16 protein-coding genes and 1 tRNA gene are annotated in these 17,081 nt (G+C 67.6%); 14 read left to right on the top strand and 3 right to left on the bottom strand.

What is annotated here, in order from left to right; translation table 11 throughout:
* Nucleotides 1–342 precede the first annotated feature (342 nt).
* From ACYVDK_RS08975 to ACYVDK_RS08940, 8 genes are all read left to right on the top strand, one after another.
* On the top strand, nt 343–1,014 hold the full coding sequence (locus ACYVDK_RS08975; RefSeq protein WP_460520931.1) for a class I SAM-dependent methyltransferase: 672 nt from the start codon (nt 343–345) through the stop codon (nt 1,012–1,014).
* A complete protein-coding gene (locus tag ACYVDK_RS08970; protein WP_460520834.1) occupies nt 1,014–2,075 on the top strand; it encodes a polyprenyl synthetase family protein in 1,062 nt (353 codons plus the stop codon). The genes ACYVDK_RS08975 and ACYVDK_RS08970 overlap by 1 nt, the downstream gene beginning before the upstream one ends.
* A 99-nt stretch (nt 2,076–2,174) precedes the next feature.
* Nucleotides 2,175–3,539: a ferredoxin--NADP reductase domain-containing protein gene (locus ACYVDK_RS08965; RefSeq protein WP_460520832.1), complete on the top strand. Its 1,365-nt coding sequence runs from the start codon at nt 2,175–2,177 to the stop codon at nt 3,537–3,539.
* A gap of 274 nt (nt 3,540–3,813) precedes the next feature.
* Nucleotides 3,814–4,794, top strand: coding sequence for an alpha/beta hydrolase (locus tag ACYVDK_RS08960; protein WP_460520830.1), 981 nt, complete (start codon nt 3,814–3,816; stop codon nt 4,792–4,794).
* Nucleotides 4,795–4,900: 106 nt separating this feature from the next.
* Complete coding sequence (locus ACYVDK_RS08955; protein WP_460520829.1) at nt 4,901–5,497, top strand: SipW-dependent-type signal peptide-containing protein; 597 nt, start codon at nt 4,901–4,903, stop codon at nt 5,495–5,497.
* A complete protein-coding gene (locus tag ACYVDK_RS08950) occupies nt 5,494–6,057 on the top strand; it encodes a signal peptidase I (protein WP_460520827.1) in 564 nt (187 codons plus the stop codon). Before ACYVDK_RS08955 ends, ACYVDK_RS08950 begins: the two co-directional genes overlap by 4 nt.
* A 3-nt stretch (nt 6,058–6,060) precedes the next feature.
* Nucleotides 6,061–6,741: an LPXTG cell wall anchor domain-containing protein gene (locus ACYVDK_RS08945; protein WP_460520825.1), complete on the top strand. Its 681-nt coding sequence runs from the start codon at nt 6,061–6,063 to the stop codon at nt 6,739–6,741.
* Nucleotides 6,734–7,258 (top strand): hypothetical protein, encoded by a 525-nt coding sequence (locus tag ACYVDK_RS08940; protein ID WP_460520823.1) that lies wholly within the window; start codon nt 6,734–6,736, stop codon nt 7,256–7,258. Before ACYVDK_RS08945 ends, ACYVDK_RS08940 begins: the two co-directional genes overlap by 8 nt.
* Before the next feature lie 38 nt (nt 7,259–7,296).
* Here ACYVDK_RS08940 and ACYVDK_RS08935 read toward each other — a convergent pair whose 3' ends face one another.
* Together ACYVDK_RS08935 and ACYVDK_RS08930 are read right to left on the bottom strand one after the other, a co-directional pair.
* Complete coding sequence (locus tag ACYVDK_RS08935) at nt 7,297–8,211, bottom strand: metal-dependent hydrolase (protein WP_460520821.1); 915 nt, start codon at nt 8,209–8,211, stop codon at nt 7,297–7,299.
* A gap of 11 nt (nt 8,212–8,222) precedes the next feature.
* Nucleotides 8,223–8,711, bottom strand: coding sequence for a YajQ family nucleotide-binding protein (locus tag ACYVDK_RS08930; RefSeq protein WP_460520819.1), 489 nt, complete (start codon nt 8,709–8,711; stop codon nt 8,223–8,225).
* A gap of 231 nt (nt 8,712–8,942) precedes the next feature.
* On the opposite strand from ACYVDK_RS08930, the gene ACYVDK_RS08925 reads away from it, so the two are divergent.
* Both ACYVDK_RS08925 and ACYVDK_RS08920 read left to right on the top strand, forming a co-directional pair.
* On the top strand, nt 8,943–9,311 hold the full coding sequence (locus ACYVDK_RS08925; RefSeq protein WP_460520817.1) for an LPXTG cell wall anchor domain-containing protein: 369 nt from the start codon (nt 8,943–8,945) through the stop codon (nt 9,309–9,311).
* 96 nt (nt 9,312–9,407) lie between these two features.
* Nucleotides 9,408–9,489 (top strand) — tRNA-Tyr (locus ACYVDK_RS08920).
* 108 nt (nt 9,490–9,597) lie between these two features.
* Here ACYVDK_RS08920 and ACYVDK_RS08915 read toward each other — a convergent pair.
* On the bottom strand, nt 9,598–10,581 hold the full coding sequence (locus ACYVDK_RS08915; RefSeq protein ID WP_460520815.1) for a LacI family DNA-binding transcriptional regulator: 984 nt from the start codon (nt 10,579–10,581) through the stop codon (nt 9,598–9,600).
* Nucleotides 10,582–10,781: 200 nt separating this feature from the next.
* Here ACYVDK_RS08915 and ACYVDK_RS08910 point away from each other — a divergent pair, with 200 nt between their 5' ends.
* The 4 genes from ACYVDK_RS08910 to ACYVDK_RS08895 all read left to right on the top strand — a co-directional run bounded on the left by ACYVDK_RS08910 (nt 10,782) and on the right by ACYVDK_RS08895 (nt 17,046).
* Nucleotides 10,782–12,167, top strand: a complete 1,386-nt coding sequence (locus ACYVDK_RS08910) for an MFS transporter (RefSeq protein ID WP_460520813.1) — start codon at nt 10,782–10,784, stop codon at nt 12,165–12,167.
* A 78-nt stretch (nt 12,168–12,245) separates the two neighbouring features.
* Nucleotides 12,246–13,484: a glycoside hydrolase family 1 protein gene (locus tag ACYVDK_RS08905; protein WP_460520811.1), complete on the top strand. Its 1,239-nt coding sequence runs from the start codon at nt 12,246–12,248 to the stop codon at nt 13,482–13,484.
* A complete protein-coding gene (locus ACYVDK_RS08900) occupies nt 13,481–15,943 on the top strand; it encodes a glycoside hydrolase family 2 TIM barrel-domain containing protein (protein WP_460520809.1) in 2,463 nt (820 codons plus the stop codon). The genes ACYVDK_RS08905 and ACYVDK_RS08900 overlap by 4 nt, the downstream gene beginning before the upstream one ends.
* A gap of 20 nt (nt 15,944–15,963) precedes the next feature.
* On the top strand, nt 15,964–17,046 hold the full coding sequence (locus ACYVDK_RS08895) for a glycoside hydrolase family protein (RefSeq protein ID WP_460520807.1): 1,083 nt from the start codon (nt 15,964–15,966) through the stop codon (nt 17,044–17,046).
* Nucleotides 17,047–17,081: the final 35 nt, after the last annotated feature.

The following is a 17,081-nucleotide window of genomic DNA, read 5'->3' as shown; positions in this document are numbered from 1 at the left end:
GCGCGAGCACGGCCCGCGCGGCGCTGGCGTCGCGGCGAAGGCCCACCGGGCCTTCGCTCCTGGCTCCAGCGCGCAATCGGGTCGGCCTCGCGAGCAAGCTCGCGTGGCGCTCCCCTCAATCGCCCGTATCACGGCTGCGCCGTTCAGAGGCTCAATCGGGTCGGTCCCGCGAGCAAGCTCGCGGCACTCTCCCCTCAATCGCCTCTATCGCGGCTGCGCCCCTCACGGGCTCAATCGGGTCGGCCTCGCGAGCAAGCTCGCGTGGCTCTCCCCTCAATCGCCCGTAAGCTTGACCGAGTGAGTAGGGCCGACCTGAGCAAGCAGCCGTCGGACGTCGCGGCGATGTTCGATGAGGTCTCGGTCGGATACGACCGCATGAACGCCGTGTCGACCGTGGGCATCGACGCACTGTGGCGCATCGCCACGACGCGCGCCGTCGATCCGCGGCCCGGCCAGCTCGTGCTCGACGTCGCCGCCGGCACCGGAACCTCCAGCGCGTCGCTGGCCCGTTCTGGTGCCCGCGTGGTCGCAGCGGACTTCTCGCCCGGAATGATCGCGGTCGGTGAGCGGCGTCATGCGGGCAACCCGAACATCGAGTTCGTTCAGGCCGATGCCACGCAGCTGCCGTTCGACGACAACAGCTTCGACGCTGTGACGATCTCGTTCGGGCTGCGCAACATCGTCGATCCGGATGCCGCGCTGCGCGAGTTCTTCCGGGTGACGAAGCCGGGCGGCAGGCTCGTCGTCTGTGAGTTCTCGCGGCCGCCGGCATCCGTCATCCGTGCCGCGTACTACGCGTACCTGGAATACGGGATGCCCGTATTCGCGCGGCTTGCGTCGTCGAACCCGGTCGCATACGCCTACCTCATGGAGTCCATCAGGGACTGGCCCGCGCAGCAGGCACTGGCGCACAGGATCAGCGGTGCAGGCTTCGAGCGCGTCGCGTTCCGCAACCTCACATTCGGAATCGTCGCGCTGCACCGCGCCTTCGTCGGCCGGCGGGGTGACCGGTAGTGCCGTCGCTGCCGCTCGCGCGCCGCGGGACGACCCTCACGAGTCAGCTCGGACTGAGCGACCGCATCTTCGCTTCCGGCGCGGACAAGCGCTTCGCCGCGCGCATCGACGATGGGCTGGAACTCGTCGAGCAGGGGCTGCGCGAGCAGGTGCGCTACGCGGATGAGATTGCAGATGTCACCGCCCGCTATCTGCTGAATGCCGGCGGCAAGCGGGTTCGGCCGATGCTCACGCTGCTGACCGCTCAGCTCGGAGGGGGCGCCACCCGCGAGGTGATCATCGCTGCTCAGGCCGTCGAGATCACGCATCTCGCGTCGTTGTATCACGACGACGTGATGGACGAGGCGCAGACCAGACGGGGTGTGCCGAGCGCACAGCACGTGTGGGGCAACTCGGTGGCCGTGCTCACCGGCGACCTGCTGTTCGCCAGGGCCAGCCAGCTTGTGGCGAGCCTCGGAGAGGGCGCCATCCGGCTGCAGGCCGACACGTTCGAACGGCTCTGCCTCGGCCAGTTGCACGAGACCATCGGCCCGAACGAGGGCGACGATCCGCTCGAGCACTACATTCAGGTGCTCGCCGACAAGACCGGCTCGCTCATCGCCGCCGCCGCGCAGATGGGAGTCATGTTCTCGGGCGCGCCCGAGGAGTACATCGCCCCGGTCATGGAGTTCGGCGAGAAGGTGGGCGTCGGCTTCCAGCTCATCGACGACGTGATCGATCTCTCCGGCAAGGGCGACGAGACGGGCAAGACGCCCGGAACCGACCTGCGCGCGGGTGTCGCCACGTTGCCCGTTCTCAAGCTTCGCGCGCTGGCGCAGACGGATGACGAGGCATCCGCCCTGCTCGAACGTCTCGACACCGAGGTGCTCGGCGCGCCCGAGACGAAAGACGTGAGCGAGGCGGTCGCGGCACTGCGCGGGCATCAGGTCACGCAGGAGACGCTCGACGAGGCTCACCGCTGGGCGCGCGAGGCGGTCGAGGCGATCGCCCCGCTGCCACAGGGCCCGGTGAAGCGGGCGCTCACCCGCTTCGCCGATACGATCGTCGAGCGGTCCAGCTAGGGCAGAGCGCTCTCGACTCACGCGGAACGGATGCGTCCCATGCACGCCAGTAGCGCCCTCCACGCAGACAAGCTCCGCACGGCAGAAAGGCAGCACGCCATGACCAAACTCCGGCTGGCGATCGTCGGCGCGGGACCGGCCGGAATCTACGCCGCCGACATCCTGCTGAAGGCGGAGCGCGAGTTCGACGTGTCGATCGATCTTTTCGACCAGCTGCCCGCCCCGTACGGCCTGGTGCGCTACGGCGTCGCCCCCGATCACCCGCGCATCAAGGGCATCATCACGGCGCTCCGCGAGGTGCTCGACCGCGGCGACATCCGCATCTTCGGCAATGTGCGATTCGGCACCGACATCACGCTCGACGACCTCAAGCAGCACTACAACGCCGTCATCTTCGCCACCGGAGCGGTGCACGACGCCGACCTGAACATCCCCGGCATCGATCTCGAGGGATCGTACGGAGCGGCCGAGTTCGTCAGCTGGTACGACGGGCACCCCGACTACCCGCGCACCTGGCCGCTGGACGCGCCGTCGGTGGCCGTTGTCGGCAACGGCAACGTGGCTCTGGATGTCTCGCGCATCCTGGCGAAACATCCCGACGACCTGCTCCCCACCGAGATCCCCGCCAATGTCTACGAGGGCCTGACTGCCTCGCCCGTCACCGACGTGCACGTGTTCGGTCGTCGCGGACCCACATCGGTGAAGTTCACGCCGCTGGAGCTGCGCGAGCTGGGCGAGCTGCGCGATGTCGACATGATCCTGTACGACGAGGACTTCGACTACGACGATCACGACCGCGAGGCGATCGCCGGCAACAAGCAGGTGCTGGTGATCGACCGGGTGCTGCAGCAATGGCGTCAGCGCGAGGTGGGGCAGGCATCCCGCCGGCTTCACCTGCACTTCTACGCCCGGCCGGTCGAACTCGTCGACGACGGGAACGGCCGGGTGGCGGCTCTGCGCTACGAGCGCACCGCGCCAGACGGGCAGGGCGGTGTCGTGGGCACGGGCGAGCTCCGTGACGTGCCGGTGCAGGCCGCATACCGTGCTGTCGGGTATTTCGGGTCGCCGCTGCCGGGCGTTCCGTTCGACAAGCGACACGGCGTCATTCCGAACCACGAGGGCCAGGTGCTCCACGCGAAGGACAACACCCAGTTCTACGGCGTCTACGCGACAGGCTGGATCAAGCGCGGGCCGGTCGGCCTCATCGGGCACACCAAGTCCGATGCGATGGAGACGGTGTCGCACCTCATCAACGACCTCGGCAATTGGTGGACGCCGGCCGATCCGTCGGAGGAGTCGATCATCGACCTGATGGCTGCCCGCGGTGTCGAGTTCACGAATCTCGACGGCTGGCACAACCTCGACGCATTCGAGCAGGCGCTCGGCGCGCCGCAGGGCCGCGCCCGCATCAAGGTCGTGCCCCGCGAAGAGATGGTGCGCGTCTCCAACCAGCCCCGGCCGTAGCCGCACACCAGGTACTGCGCCAGATCACCGTGGTCGCGCCACCAGAAGCGGCGCGATCGCACGTACGTGGCGCAATGGTATGGAGGGCGGTCGGAAGGGCGCCATATCGCGGCTTTGCCGCTCACGGGCTCAATCGGCTCGGCCATGCAAGCGGGCTTGCATGGCTCTCACCTCAATCGCCCATATCGCGGCGTTGCCGCTCACGGGCTCCATCGGCTCGGCCCCGCGCGCGAGCGCGCGCTGCTCTCGCCTCAGTCGCCCATAGGCTGGCGCCATGGGGGACTGGCAGCCGGACGTGCTCGGCCGGAGGTTCGAGCAGCGCACCCTTCCGCTCGGTGCCGAGGCCGGCTCCGATGTGGTGGCGACAGTGGTGCGGTACCGTCGCGCGCCCCGACTCGAGCCGTGGCTTCCGGCCGCGGGTACGGACGTGCTCTATCTGCACGGATGGTCGGACTACTTCTTCCAGACCGAGCTCGCAGAGTTCTGGTGGCGGCAGGGCGCGCGGTTCTACGCGCTCGACCTGCGCAGATACGGACGAAGCCTGAGGCCGGGGCAGGCGCCGGGATTCGTCACCGATCTGCAGACGTACGACGAAGACATCGCGGCGGCGCTGGCTGTGATGGGGCGCACGGATGCCGGTGGCGGGCATCCGTCGCGCCCCCTGATATTGATGGGGCACTCGACCGGCGGACTCACGCTCAGCCTGTGGGCGGCCCGCCACCCTGACGCGGCGGCAGCGCTCGTGCTGAACAGTCCGTGGCTGGAGTTCCAGACCGGATCCGCAGGGCGCGGCCTGCTGCAACCGCTCATCGAGCTTCAGGCCCGTGTCGCACCTGAGGGACGGCTGCCGGTCGTCGACCTCGGCTTCTACACGCGATCGGTCGCTGCGGACGAGCTGGGCGAGTGGACCTACGACAAGAGGTGGCGACCGCAGCGCGGGTTCCCCCTGCACCCAGCGTGGCTGCGGGCGGTGCTCGCCGGGCATGCGCAGGTGGCGCGCGGGCTGGGGCTCGACATCCCGGTGCTCACCTTACTGTCCGCTCGATCCCTGATCTCGCCGGTGTGGAGCGATGCGATGTGCGGCGCCGACACGGTGCTCGACGTCGATCGGGTCGCCGAGCGGGTGACGAAGCTGGGGGCTCTTGTGACCATCGCCCGCTTCGAGGGTGCGCTGCACGACATCCTGCTCTCCCGGCGTCCGATTCGGCAGGCAGCATACGCGAGGCTCTCCCGCTGGCTTCGGACTGCGGGCTGACAAGAGCTTCCGCGATGGGGTAGAAAGGGTGTGGATGCAGCGCCCGGTGGCCGTTCGGGGCGGCCGGTGATCCGGGTGATGCGCACTTCGGGGGGAGTGTCCACGCATGGCTGTGACACGTAAGCGCAAGGGGATCATTCGGGCGATTCTGGCCGGCGGCGTCGTACTCGGCGTCGGGGCGGCGGTCACCCTCGCGGCATGGAACGCGTCGGAGTACGCCACCGGAACGTTCCAGGCGGGCACGTTCAAGGTCGAAGGCTCGGCCGACGGCACCACGTATGCGGCGCATCCGAGCGCGCCGGGCGCGACGCTGGCGTTCAGCGCCGGCGTCTCCAACCTGTCGCCGAACGACACGACCTATGCCGCGTACTGGGTGCGGCTCGGGGCCGGCACGACGTCGGGCGCCACAGTGACCGTGCAGTCCGGCGGAACCACGGGCACTGTCACGAGCCTGACGTACAGCATGGTGCAGCTGGCCGCGGCCGGAACGTGCAACGCCTCGGCCACCGGAACGACACTCGTCGCGGCGGGAACCGCGGTGGGCACCGTGCCGGCATCCGTCACCTTTCCGCTTGCGGTCGGCAGTCCGACCACGAGCGCGGGAACGGCCGTACAGGTGTGCGTGATCGTGACCGCCGGCTCGGGGCTGCAACAGGGCCAGACCGGCGCAGCGACGTGGCAGTTCGCCGCCCAGTCGAGTTGACGATCACAGCCGATCGAACACGATCGGCACGGCCGTCGGGCACGGCCCGAGTCGTCGCCATCGTGCGCACGACGCTGCTGAACATCGCCGCCGTGCTCGGGTCGTTGTGCATCCTTCTCGTGGTGATCGCGCTGGTCTTCAACGTCAGCCTGATCATGTTCAAGACGGGGTCGATGGCGCCGCAGATCCCTACCGGATCCCTCGCCGTCGTCAAGCAGATTCCGGCACAGGATGCCCTTGTCGGCCAGGTTGTCACGGTCGCCAGACGCGGCGAACTCCCCATCACGCACCGGATCGTCAGCGCACGACCCGGTCCTGGTGGCACGACGGAGCTGGTGCTCAAGGGCGACGCGAATCGGCAGCCCGACGCTGAACCCTATGTCGTGCGCACCGTGAAGCTGGTGCTGTGGTCGATGCCGGGGCTCGCCTACGTCGTCGTCTGGCTCGGCAATCCGTTCGTGCTCGGCGGCATCACGATGGCCGTCGCCGCGCTGGTCGTGTGGGTGCTCTGGCCGCGTGATGACGCGGCCGAGGATCGCCCTGACGTGGATGGTCCCTGAGCGATGACGGCAACGCCCAGGGTCATCGGAGCGGCGTCGTACTGTGTCGTGCTCGCCGCTGCCGTCATCGTCGCCGTGGTGGGCTTCGGGCTGTTGCGACCCGAACCCGCCATCGGCGAGTCCGCGGCGGGAGACCTTCCGCCTCTGGTGCTGACCAGCGACCCGCCCGGCACCATACACACCCTGACGCCCGGTGCGACCGCGCTGTGGAACGTCGGCGTCACCCTGCGCCGGATGCCCGTTGGCCGGCTCGTGGGCGTTCTCACGGCGAGCGGCTCACTGGGCTCGGGTGCCACACGAATACCCGTTGACGTGGAGCTGGTCGGTTGCAGTGTGGGGTGGGCTGGCACGGCCTGCGCAGGCGCGGAGCGCGTCATCCTGCCGACCACCCCGACGGATGCGCTGAGAGGCGAGGCGGGCGCGTTGACCGACCCGTCGCATCCGATTCCCGCGAACGTGTGGGTGCAGGCCAGGGTCACTCTGGCGGCGGACACGCCTGCGGCCACGTCGGGGCAAGTGCGGCTGCGTCTCACGGTCGACGCCTCGGGAGCGGATGAGGCCGGCAGCAGCGAGCTCGCGGCCACCGGCGGTCGTTCCCCGCTTGGTGCTGCACTGCTCGGCGCCGCTGCGGTGGCGGGGGGTTTCGCTGTGGTGGGGCTCGCGCGGAGGCGTCGTCATGGCTGAGCGGATGCGGGTGGCTCGCGGGCCGGTCGGCCGGGCCGTCGCCGCGTTCCTTGCGCTTACCGCGGTGCTGTGCGGCGCTGCGCTGCAGCCCACTCAGACGGACGAGAGCTGGCGGGCATCCGAGAACGCGAGCGCCGCGTTCACGGCGATGACTCTGCAGAAGCCGACGATCACAGGCTGCACGTACAACCCCGGGCTCCTCGGCGTGACACCCGTCATCACCGTCACCTGGCAGTTCGCCTCCGGTACACCGGCCTCGTCGGCCGCAGGCTACGGAGCGTCGTCCGGTTCCGTGCTCGGAACACTGCTCACCGGTGTCACGGTCACCACCACTCCGACCATGGGCACGGGCACGGTCTACACCTCGACGTACCAGGGGTCGATCCTGGGAGGGCTGCTCGGAGCCACCTACACGGTGGGGGTCCGTTCCCAACTGGGTACGTGGACGTCGCCGTATGCAACGGCTCTTGCCGTGAGCGCTGTGGCCGGGACGACTCATACGTGCACCCCGCAGTAGCCGCGGCGGTGCCGGGCGTACACGTCACGAGATCGCTTTCAGCTCGGCCGCGCAGCGCACCTCATGGTCAGCGTCGGCGTGCCGGCATCGTCGCCCTGCTCCAGCACGACGGATGCCTCGCCCAGCTCCCTCAGCGACGCCACATGGGTGCCGCCGCACGCGATCCGCGCCGTCGTGGCCGGGGCGGCAAGAGCACCCCCGGTCACCACCGGCAGGTCGCATACCCAGAATCGCGGATCGCCGAGGCCGTCGCCGTCCCGCTCGATCCGCACCGGTGCATCCGTTGCGATCCACGCCCGGAGCGCCTCCGAAGCTGTCGCCTCGGCGGCCTCGAGCGCATCCGCGAGGCCGTCGGTCGCGAACCCCTTACGACGTAGCGACTTGTTGAGCCGGAAAACGTCGACCGATCCGTTCGGAACGATCGTCGACGACTGGATGGCCTCGTGGTCGAAGTCCGGGCGGCCCAAGGCATCCGCTCTGACGGGTTTCGACCACCGCTCGGCGAGGGCGGCGTTCAGCGCCAGGGACGCCAGATGGCACAACGTGTGTCCGACGGAGAGTTCGCGGCGATGCGCGGCATCCACACTCACGACAACCTCGTCGCCGACTGCGATGCGGCTCGGCGCCTGCAGAACGTGCACGACGACGAACGCCCAGCCCGCCGCGCCGCGCCGCGCCGGAACGTCGTCGCCGACGAACAGGGTCGTGCCGTCGGTCGCGCCGACCACCACATCGACGAGCGGCACCTCACGGTCGCCGACGAGGATCGAGCCGGTGTCAGGCCCCTGATCGGGCCACGCGCGGTCGACCGGATGCGCCGGGGTGCGGTCGAGGAGCACGAGTTCCTGCTGATCGCCGTATGGCTGAAGGTGCAGAACGACGGCCCCGGCGCGCAGCGCTTCCGGCCCCGCGGAGGCGTACAGAACGGTGGTGTCCGTGGAAGGCAGCGGCACGGATGCTCGCCTCAGCGGAAGTTCACGAACTGCAGGTCGACGTCCACGTCGGCCGCCTTGAGCAGCGCGATCGTGGCCTGCAGGTCGTCGCGGCTCTTCGACGAGACGCGCACCTCGTCGCCCTGGATCTGACTCTTGACCGACTTCGGCGCCTCGTCGCGGATCAGCTTGTTGATCTTCTTGCCGGCATCCTGATCGATGCCCTGCTTCAGCGCCACCTCGAGCCGGAACTCCTTGCCGCTGGCGTAGGGCTCACCGGCATCCAGGCTCTTCAACGACACCCCGCGCTTGATGAACTTCGACTCGAGCACGTCGAGAATGGCCTTGACGCGCTCCTCGGAGTTGGCCTTGAGCAGGATCTTCTCCCCGCTCCACTCGAGCGATGCCCCGATGTTCTTGAAGTCGTAGCGCTGGTCGACCTCTTTCCTCGCCTGGTTGACTGCGTTGTCGGCCTCCATCTTGTCGACCTTGCTGACGACGTCGAACGACGAATCTGCCATGACCTGAAGCTCCTCACGCGATCGATTCCGTGTCCCTGCGAGTTTAAGGGAGGAGCGCGATGGAGAGGAGTGTCGGCTGCGCGGGCTCAATCGGTTCGGCTGTGCAAGCGAGCTTGCACAGCTCTCACCTCAATCGCCCATATCGCGGCGTTGCCGTTCACGGGCTCAATCGGGTCGGCCGTGCAAGCGAGCTTGCATGGCTCTCGCCTCAATCGCCCATAGGCTGGCGGCGTGACCGAACACTTCGGCGGCCTCGCCGCAACCGGATCCGACGTGACGCCCTGGCTGATCGTGGCCGGCATCATCGTGCTGCTTGGTGTGATCGCGCTCATCATCGCCGGCATCGTGCGCTCCCGTCGGGCCGAGCGTCAGGTCGAAGACGCGGCGGCTGCGGTCGCGGATGCCGGGGGCACGCTTCCGGAACCGGACCCTGATGCATCCGACTCTGCCGAGACGGTCATCCAGGAGGCCACCGAGTTGGGTGCGAAGGATGCCGGCACCCTGCCGCCCGCGCCGCTGCCGGCACGAGACACTCCCCCTCCCGGTGACTCGGTCGACCCCGACGACACCGGGGCGGCCGAAGACACACCGAAGCCCTGACGCGGACGGCCCCGACGATTTCACCGGATGCGAGAGCGTGGGTATCCTTGAGTTCGCGCCTTCGGTCAGGTGATCACACGTGGTCGGGAGCGCCCCGGCAGGTTACCCAAGCGGCCAAAGGGATCTGACTGTAAATCAGACTGCTCAGCATTCGGGGGTTCGAATCCCTCACCTGCCACATCAGTGCCGAGAACTCGAACGAACCGGGCCTCGGCGTGTGCCGTACGTGATTACAGAACCGAAGCGCAGCGGCACAAAGGGCGCGCACGAACGACCGCCGCGCAGCTTACGTCGAGTCTCCTCTGACGAGTTCGATCTGCGGGCTTCCCGTTGTCTCTAGCGGCGACACCGGGAGGTCGAGCTCACCGAGGAGTTGCTCGGCGGCGCGATCGATGATGGCTCGGATGTCTACCCGGATCGTGGTCAGCCGAGGGCGCCAGAGCTGGCCGATAGCGGTGTCGTCATTGCCGACCGCCGACACCTCTTCCGGTACGGACAGCCCTCGATCCGCCGCTGCGGTCAGCACGCTGATGGCCACCGAGTCGTTGTAGCACGCGACGCCGAGCGGCCCCTCGGCCCAGCGCGGCTCGAGCACCGCGGTCGCACCCTCGACGTTGAGCGGGATGTGCAGGTACTCGGGTGGCTCGAGCGCGAGGTCGCGACAGATCTGCGTGACCAGGTTGAAGCGACGCGGACCGAACGGGTCGGAGCGGTTGTCGGCGATGCCGGCGTAGACGACTCGTCGCGGGCCTTCTCTCACCAGCTCCTGTACCTGAAGACGAGCGATCACCCCGTCGGGGTCCTCCTCGCCGAGATGGGAGGACAAGCGGGGGACCGTCGGCACGCCCTGCCGTGCGAGACGCTCCCGCGCCGCACGCGGCAGGAAGCCGAGGTCGACGACGCCGAGGGGTCGCAGGCGAAGGATGGCCGTCACCGTCGTGTCAGGGTCGGCATCCGCCAAGCGCAGCACCACGTTCGACCCGACGTGCGCGGTGACCTGCGCGAGCCGCTCGACGGCATCCTGAATGTTGGATTCCATCGTCGTGTTCGGCATGAGGAAGACGATCGTGTCGCCGCGGCCGGTCACGAGGCTGCGCCCTGCGGGAGACGGGCGGTAGTCGAGCGCCTCGGCCGACGCGCGCACCTTGTCCCGAGTCGTCTGAGGGAACCGCGCATCGCGGCCGTTCAGGATGTGACTCACCGTGGCACGGGAGACCCCTGCATGCGCCGCGACGTCGGCAGCCGTAGCGGGTCGTCCTGGTTTCGCCATTTCGCCATGCTCCCATGTCACCGTCTCAAGCCATCGCAGGCTCAGCTTCTAGTATCACGCGATATCTGCTACGTTGTGCTCAGGTATCACGCAGTACCTGTTGGATCACTCGCCCAATCCCCCGTTCCACAACCTGTTACCCCGGCGACATCAGCAGCCTGCGGGAGCCGGCACCCAGCATCCGCGACGAAGGAGTCCCGATGACAGACAACCCCGCCCCGACAGAGTCTGCGACCTCGGCCGAGATGAACACCGCGTCCGCGATCGGCGACGCGTTCGATGAGAACGACGCGACCGCGGGGCACCTCGCGCACGACACGACCGCGGGTGCCCAAGCGAACGGCGACGACCTCGAGAAGGTCAGCGCCCAGTACATCTGGCTGATCGTGCTGGCACAGTTCGGATCGTTCCTCGCGCTCGTCGCCCCGCTCGGCTACTCGCTTTCGGTGCAACTCACCCGCGTCGCCCCGGGCAACGAGACGTCGCTCGGCTACATCACCGGGATTGGCGCGCTCATGGTGGTGTTGCTCGGGCCGATCGCCGGCATGCTCAGCGACCGCACCCGCACCCGGATCGGTCGCAGGCGGCCCTGGCTGATCGCGCTGACCATCGTCGGCCTGGTCGGACTCGCGGTGTGCGCATTCTCCTCGAGCTTCGCCATGCTGTTCATCGGCTGGATCATCGTGACGATCGGGCTCGGCGTCGGCGGTCTGCAATTGACGAATTCTCTTGCCGACCGGCTCCCCGACTCGCAACGAGGCAAAGTGTCAGGGCTCAGCGGAGTCGCGACGATGATCGCCTCGGTCATGGGAACGGCCATCGCCGCCGCTCTCGCGTTCAACTCGATTCTGCTGTTCCTCGTGCCTGGGGTGATCGGCGCGGCACTGATCTTCGTGTTCGTCATCGTCATCAAAGAGCCCGACACCCGCACGACGGAGCCGGCCCCGAAGACGCGAGCGATCGAGTTGCTGAAAAGCTACGGCTACAACGTGCGCAAGTACGCCGACTTCTCGTGGAACTGGCTCGGTCGGTTCATGTTCAACTTCGGTCTGACGCTGGCCACGACGTTCACCACGTACTTCTTCGGCAGCAAGCTGGGCCTCGCCCCAGACAAGCTGGGCGGCATCGTGGTGATCGCGGGCCTTCTCGGTGTCATCGCCACCGCGGGCGGTGCTGCCGCCGGCGGCTGGTTGAGTGACAAGATCGCACGCCGGAGGATGCCGCTCCTCATCTCGGCGCTGCTGTTCGCTGCGGGCGGGGTGCTGATGGCCTTCGCGCCCGGCCTCACAGTGATCCTGGTGGGCAGTGCGCTGGCGAATCTCGGCCTGGGCGTCTTCAGTGCTGTGGACCAGGCCATCTACCTGAGCGTGCTTCCCGAACGGCAGACCCAGTCGGGCCGGTACGTCGCGATCAACCAGTTTTCGACGTCGATTCCGCAGACCATCGCGCCGCTGCTCGCGCCGTCCATCCTGCTGATCGGAGGCACGGCAGCGGTCGGCAACTACTTTCTGCTCTACCTGGTCGCCGCCGGCGCAGCGCTCATCGGCGGCAACATCATCTTCTTCACGGTGAAGTCGGTGCGATGACAACAAGTGCGATGACAACTGATGCACGGACGGCTGATGCATCGGCAACCGGTGTGTTGACGACTCAAGGAATGACGAATGCCTCGATTCAGCGAAGACTTCCTCTGGGGAGCGGCCACCTCCGCGCACCAGACCGAGGGCAACAACACCAACAGCGACTGGTGGGCGCGTGAGGGGAGCATCCCCGGATCCGACTTCAGTGGCGACGCCGTCGACAGCTACCACCGCTATCGCGAAGACATGAAGCTGCTCGCGGATGCCGGCCTCACGGCGTATCGCTTCAGCATCGAGTGGGCACGCATCGAACCACGACCCGGCCAGTTCTCTCTGGCGGAACTCGCACACTACCGACGGATGATCGACACCGCGTTCGAGTTCGGATTGACCCCGGTCGTGACGCTTCACCACTTCTCCGTGCCGGCCTGGTTCGCCGCCGCCGGCGGCTGGGGCGCTCAGGATGCCACCGAACGGTTCGCGGCATACGTCGAGCGTGTCTGCTCCATTCTCGATGGCGTCGAATGGGTGGTCACCATCAACGAGCCGAACATGCTCGCGCTGATGGACATGCTGCAGAAGGCGGCACGAGAGGGAAAGCTCGACCAGTGGGTGAGCCCGACCGTCGAGGGCGACGAGAACATCAACGAGGGTCTCGTCGCCAACATGCCGATCCCCGGGCCGGAATTCGCGGCACCCTTCATCGCGGCTCACCACGCAGCGCGCGAGGTGCTGCGTCGCAACACGTCGGCGAAGGTCGGGTGGTCGATCGCGAACCAGGCACTGGAGGCGACGCCCGGCAACGAGGCGAAGCTCGCCGAAGTGCAGTGGGGCGGTGAGGATGTCTATCTCGCGGCATCCGACGGCGACCACTTCGTCGGTGTGCAGTCGTACAGCTCGCAGAAGGTGGACGCGAACGGGGTCGTGCCGCACCCGAAACATCCCGACAACACGCTTACGGGTGCCGCGTATCGGCCTGATGCGCTCGGTATCGCGGTGCGTCATGCGTGGGCGGTCACCGGGCTGCCGATTCTGGTGACCGAGAACGGCATCGCCACCGGCGACGACACGCGGCGCATCGCCTACACGTCGGAGGCGCTGCGTCAGCTCGCGAACACGATCGACGAGGGGATCGACGTTCGGGGCTATCTGCACTGGAGCCTGCTCGACAACTTCGAGTGGGGCCACTGGGAGCCGACGTTCGGCCTTGTCGCCGTCGACCGCCAGACGTTCGTGCGCGCACCGAAGCCGAGCCTCGCATGGCTCGGATCGGTGGCACGCAGTTCAGGTGCGGCGCTGGATGAAAGGCAAGGAGAACGGTGACACGCATCGCATTCGACGACGACTGGACACTGCGGCCGAAGACCAGCATCTTCGCTCAGCTCGGTGGGCCGCAGGAGACTCCGGTAAAGGTGCGACTGCCGCACGACGCCCTGATCGGCATGGAGCGCACGGTCGACGGTCTCGGCAAGTCGGCGTACTACCCGCGGTCGGCGGCGTTCGAGTACTCGAAGGAGTTCCGCGTTCCGGCCGAGTGGTCGGGCAAGCGCGTTTCCCTCGAGCTCGACGGCGCCTATCGCGATGCCGTCGTGTTCGTGAACAACGCGCGCGTCGGCCAGCGTCCGTACGGATACACGCCGTTCGTGCTCTCCCTGGACGATCACCTCGACTACGACGCCGACAACGTGCTGCGGGTCGAGGTACGAGCGCACGACGACTCCCGCTGGTACACCGGCGTCGGCATCACCCGTGGCGCGACGCTCATCGTCGATGAGCTCGTGCACATCACTCCGTACGGCGTCAGGGTCTCCACTCCCGACGTGGACGACGAACGCGCCGTCGTCGAGATCGCGGTCGAGGTCGCGAACGCATCCATCGGCCGGCGGACCGTGTCGGTGGAGGCGGAGGTGACGGATGCCGACGGCACGGTCGTCGCCGTGGGCTCGGCGCCCGTGACACTGCGTTCCGGTGGCACCGAACTCGCCCGCGTGCGCACCTATGTGCCGTCGCCCGACCTCTGGAACGTCGACGCACCCACTCTGTACACCGTGCGTCTTCGCCTGACGGAGAGCGGCGAAACGCTTCAGGAGCGGGAGCAGAGGTTCGGCATCCGCACGCTGCGCCTCGACCCCGTGCACGGGCTGCGCATCAACGGAGCGAGCGTGAAGCTGCGCGGCGCGTGCATCCACCACGACAACGGACCGCTCGGCGCTGCCGCGTTCTCGCGCGCCGACGAACGGCGCGTCGAGCTGCTGAAACAGGCGGGGTTCAACGCCATCCGCAGTGCGCACAACCCGATCAGCGGCGCGATGCTGGATGCCTGCGACCGGCTGGGCATGCTCGTCATGGACGAGACGTTCGACATCTGGACCGAGAGCAAGTCGTCGTTCGACTATTCGCTGGCGTTCGAGGACTGGTGGGAGCGCGACGTCGAGGCGATGGTGGCACGCGACTACAACCATCCGAGCGTCGTGTTCTATTCGATAGGAAACGAGATTCCCGAGGTCGGCAACCCGCTCGGCTCGCAGATCGGCCGGCGGATCGCGGAGAAGATCCGCAGCCTTGACCGCACTCGCTTCGTGACGAACGCGCTCAACGGATTCGTCGCCACGATCACGGATGTCATGGCGATGATGCGCGAACGCGGCGCCCAGAGCGTGAGCGGCGGCGTGAACGATGCGATGGGTGCGGCGGCCGACCTGATGAATCGCGTCACGGTGTCGCCTCTGGTGACGGCGAAGCTCGCGGAGTCGTTCGGCGTGCTCGACGTCGTCGGCCTCAACTACGGTGACGCACGTTACGAGTCCGATCGCGAGCTCTTCCCGAATCAGGTCATCGTCGGCACCGAGACCTACGCGCAGCACATCGACGTGCTCTGGGATCTGGTAACCCGCAACGGACACGTCATCGGCGACTTCACCTGGACGGGATGGGACTACCTCGGCGAGGTCGGCATCGGCCGGCCCCGGTACGCCGACGCGCCCGCCGAATTCGAGGCGCCCTACCCCTGGCGCACCGCGTGGTGCGGCGACATCGACATCACCGGAAACCGCCGCACGATCTCGTACTACCGCGAAACGGTCTACGGTCTGCGGCACGAGCCGTATATCGCCGTGCACCGGCCGGAGACCTACGGGCGCACGGCGCCGGTGAGCGGCTGGGCGTGGACCGACTCGCTGGGCTCGTGGACGTGGAGCGTGGAGGATGGCACACACGTCACGGTGGATGTCTACAGCGACACCGAAGAGATAGAGCTGGTGCTGAACGGGGCCGCGGTCGGCCGGGCCGCGGTCGGCCGGGTGACCGACGGCGACGAGCGTGCCTTTCAGGCGCGCTTCCATGTCGCGTACGAGCCCGGCGAACTGGTCGCGATCGCGCGCACCGCGGGCGTAGAGGTGGCGCGCACGACGCTTGTGTCGGCATCCGGCGCGGCATCGTTGAGCGTCGAGGTGGATCGCACCACCGTCTCCGACGACACGGGCGACCTCGCCTTCGTGACCGTGGAGCTGCGGGATGCCGCGGGTGTGCTCGTCACCGACGCCGACCGTCTCGTCGGCGTGGAAGTGGAGGGTGCAGGGGTGCTGCAGGCTCTCGGCAGTGCCCGCCCCGACAGCGCGGAGCCGTTCGCGGCGACGGAGTGCGAGACGTTCGACGGGCGTGCGCTGGCGATCATCCGGCCGACCGGAGCCGGGGAGGTGACGGTGCGCGCGCGATGCGAGGGACTCGAGGATGTCGAACGCACGATCGTCGTCAGCCCGGCCGCCGTGCCCGAATACGCGTGAGAGCGAGCGAAGGAAGAGTCATGACGACCACCGAAGTGCGTCCCCAGACGGCCATCCGCCCGGGGCAGACCTGGTTGGACACGAACGGCAACCGCATCCACGCCCACGGCGGCTCGATCATCGTCGGCGACGACGGCGCGTTCTATTGGTACGGCGAGAACAAAGAGAAGACGACGCCCGGCAGCGGCAACTGGCACTGGGGAGTTCGCGCGTACTCCTCGACCGACCTCTACAACTGGGAGGATCGCGGACTGATCATCCCTCCCGCGCTCGATGACCCCGCCTCACCGCTGCATCCCGCACAGAAGATGGACCGGCCGCACATCGTCTTCAACGAGATGACGAACAAGTACGTGTGCTGGCTCAAGATCATGGACGACGGCAAGCAGACGCAGGCGTCGACGGTGCTCACCGCCGATTCGCTGCTGGGCCCGTACGAGATCGTGCGCTCGGGTCTTCGCCCGCTCGGAATGGATGCCGGCGACTTCGACCTCGTCGTCGACCCGCGAACCAAGAAGGCCTACTACTACTTCGAGAAGGTGCACACGGAGGTCGTCTGCGCCGAGCTCACGGACGACTACACCGATGTGACGGGTGTGTTCAGCAGCCACTTCCCGCACTCGGGCCCGCCCTTCAATCGCGAGGCGCCCGCCTACTTCACGCGCAACGGATCGCACTATCTGGTGACCTCGAGCACGACGGGGTATTTCCCGAATCCGTCGGAGTTCGCGACAGCCGAGACCTTCAACGGCCCGTGGACGGTCCTCCGCGACGCGCATCCGTCCGACCCCTCGCGAACGTCGTTCCGATCGCAGATCAGTTCGGTGTTCAAACATCCCCACAAGCACGATCTGTACATCGCCCTCGCCGACCGCTGGCTGCCTCAGCTGCCGGACGGCCTGCCGAACGTCTTCGACGCCATCGCCGCGAGAATGCAGGGCACTCCTCGCCCGCCCGGCGGCGAGAACCTCGCAGACGTCATGACGTTGGCGAACGGCGAGAACACGGCAGTGGCCGACTACGTCTGGCTGCCGATCCGTTTCGACGGCGACACCCCGGTCATTCAATGGCTCGACGAATGGCGGATCGAAGACTACGCATGAGCGAGCGACTCCGCATCGAGACGAAGGACCAATGC

It is taken from the genome of Humibacter antri (genome assembly GCF_054777235.1).
This window is presented reverse-complemented; position numbering and strand designations above follow the sequence as displayed.

What these genes read in the sequence shown, in the direction of transcription:
- ACYVDK_RS08930 (WP_460520819.1), bottom strand. Translation starts at nt 8,711, where the DNA reads ATGGCAGATTCGTCGTTCGACGTCGTCAGCAAGGTCGACAAGATGGAG.
- ACYVDK_RS08910 (WP_460520813.1), top strand. Translation starts at nt 10,782, where the DNA reads ATGACAGACAACCCCGCCCCGACAGAGTCTGCGACCTCGGCCGAGATG.
- ACYVDK_RS08945 (WP_460520825.1), top strand. Translation starts at nt 6,061, where the DNA reads ATGACGGCAACGCCCAGGGTCATCGGAGCGGCGTCGTACTGTGTCGTG.
- ACYVDK_RS08895 (WP_460520807.1), top strand. Translation starts at nt 15,964, where the DNA reads ATGACGACCACCGAAGTGCGTCCCCAGACGGCCATCCGCCCGGGGCAG.
- ACYVDK_RS08905 (WP_460520811.1), top strand. Translation starts at nt 12,246, where the DNA reads ATGCCTCGATTCAGCGAAGACTTCCTCTGGGGAGCGGCCACCTCCGCG.
- ACYVDK_RS08915 (WP_460520815.1), bottom strand. Translation starts at nt 10,581, where the DNA reads ATGGCGAAACCAGGACGACCCGCTACGGCTGCCGACGTCGCGGCGCAT.
- ACYVDK_RS08940 (WP_460520823.1), top strand. Translation starts at nt 6,734, where the DNA reads ATGGCTGAGCGGATGCGGGTGGCTCGCGGGCCGGTCGGCCGGGCCGTC.
- ACYVDK_RS08965 (WP_460520832.1), top strand. Translation starts at nt 2,175, where the DNA reads ATGACCAAACTCCGGCTGGCGATCGTCGGCGCGGGACCGGCCGGAATC.
- ACYVDK_RS08955 (WP_460520829.1), top strand. Translation starts at nt 4,901, where the DNA reads ATGGCTGTGACACGTAAGCGCAAGGGGATCATTCGGGCGATTCTGGCC.
- ACYVDK_RS08960 (WP_460520830.1), top strand. Translation starts at nt 3,814, where the DNA reads ATGGGGGACTGGCAGCCGGACGTGCTCGGCCGGAGGTTCGAGCAGCGC.
- ACYVDK_RS08975 (WP_460520931.1), top strand. Translation starts at nt 343, where the DNA reads ATGTTCGATGAGGTCTCGGTCGGATACGACCGCATGAACGCCGTGTCG.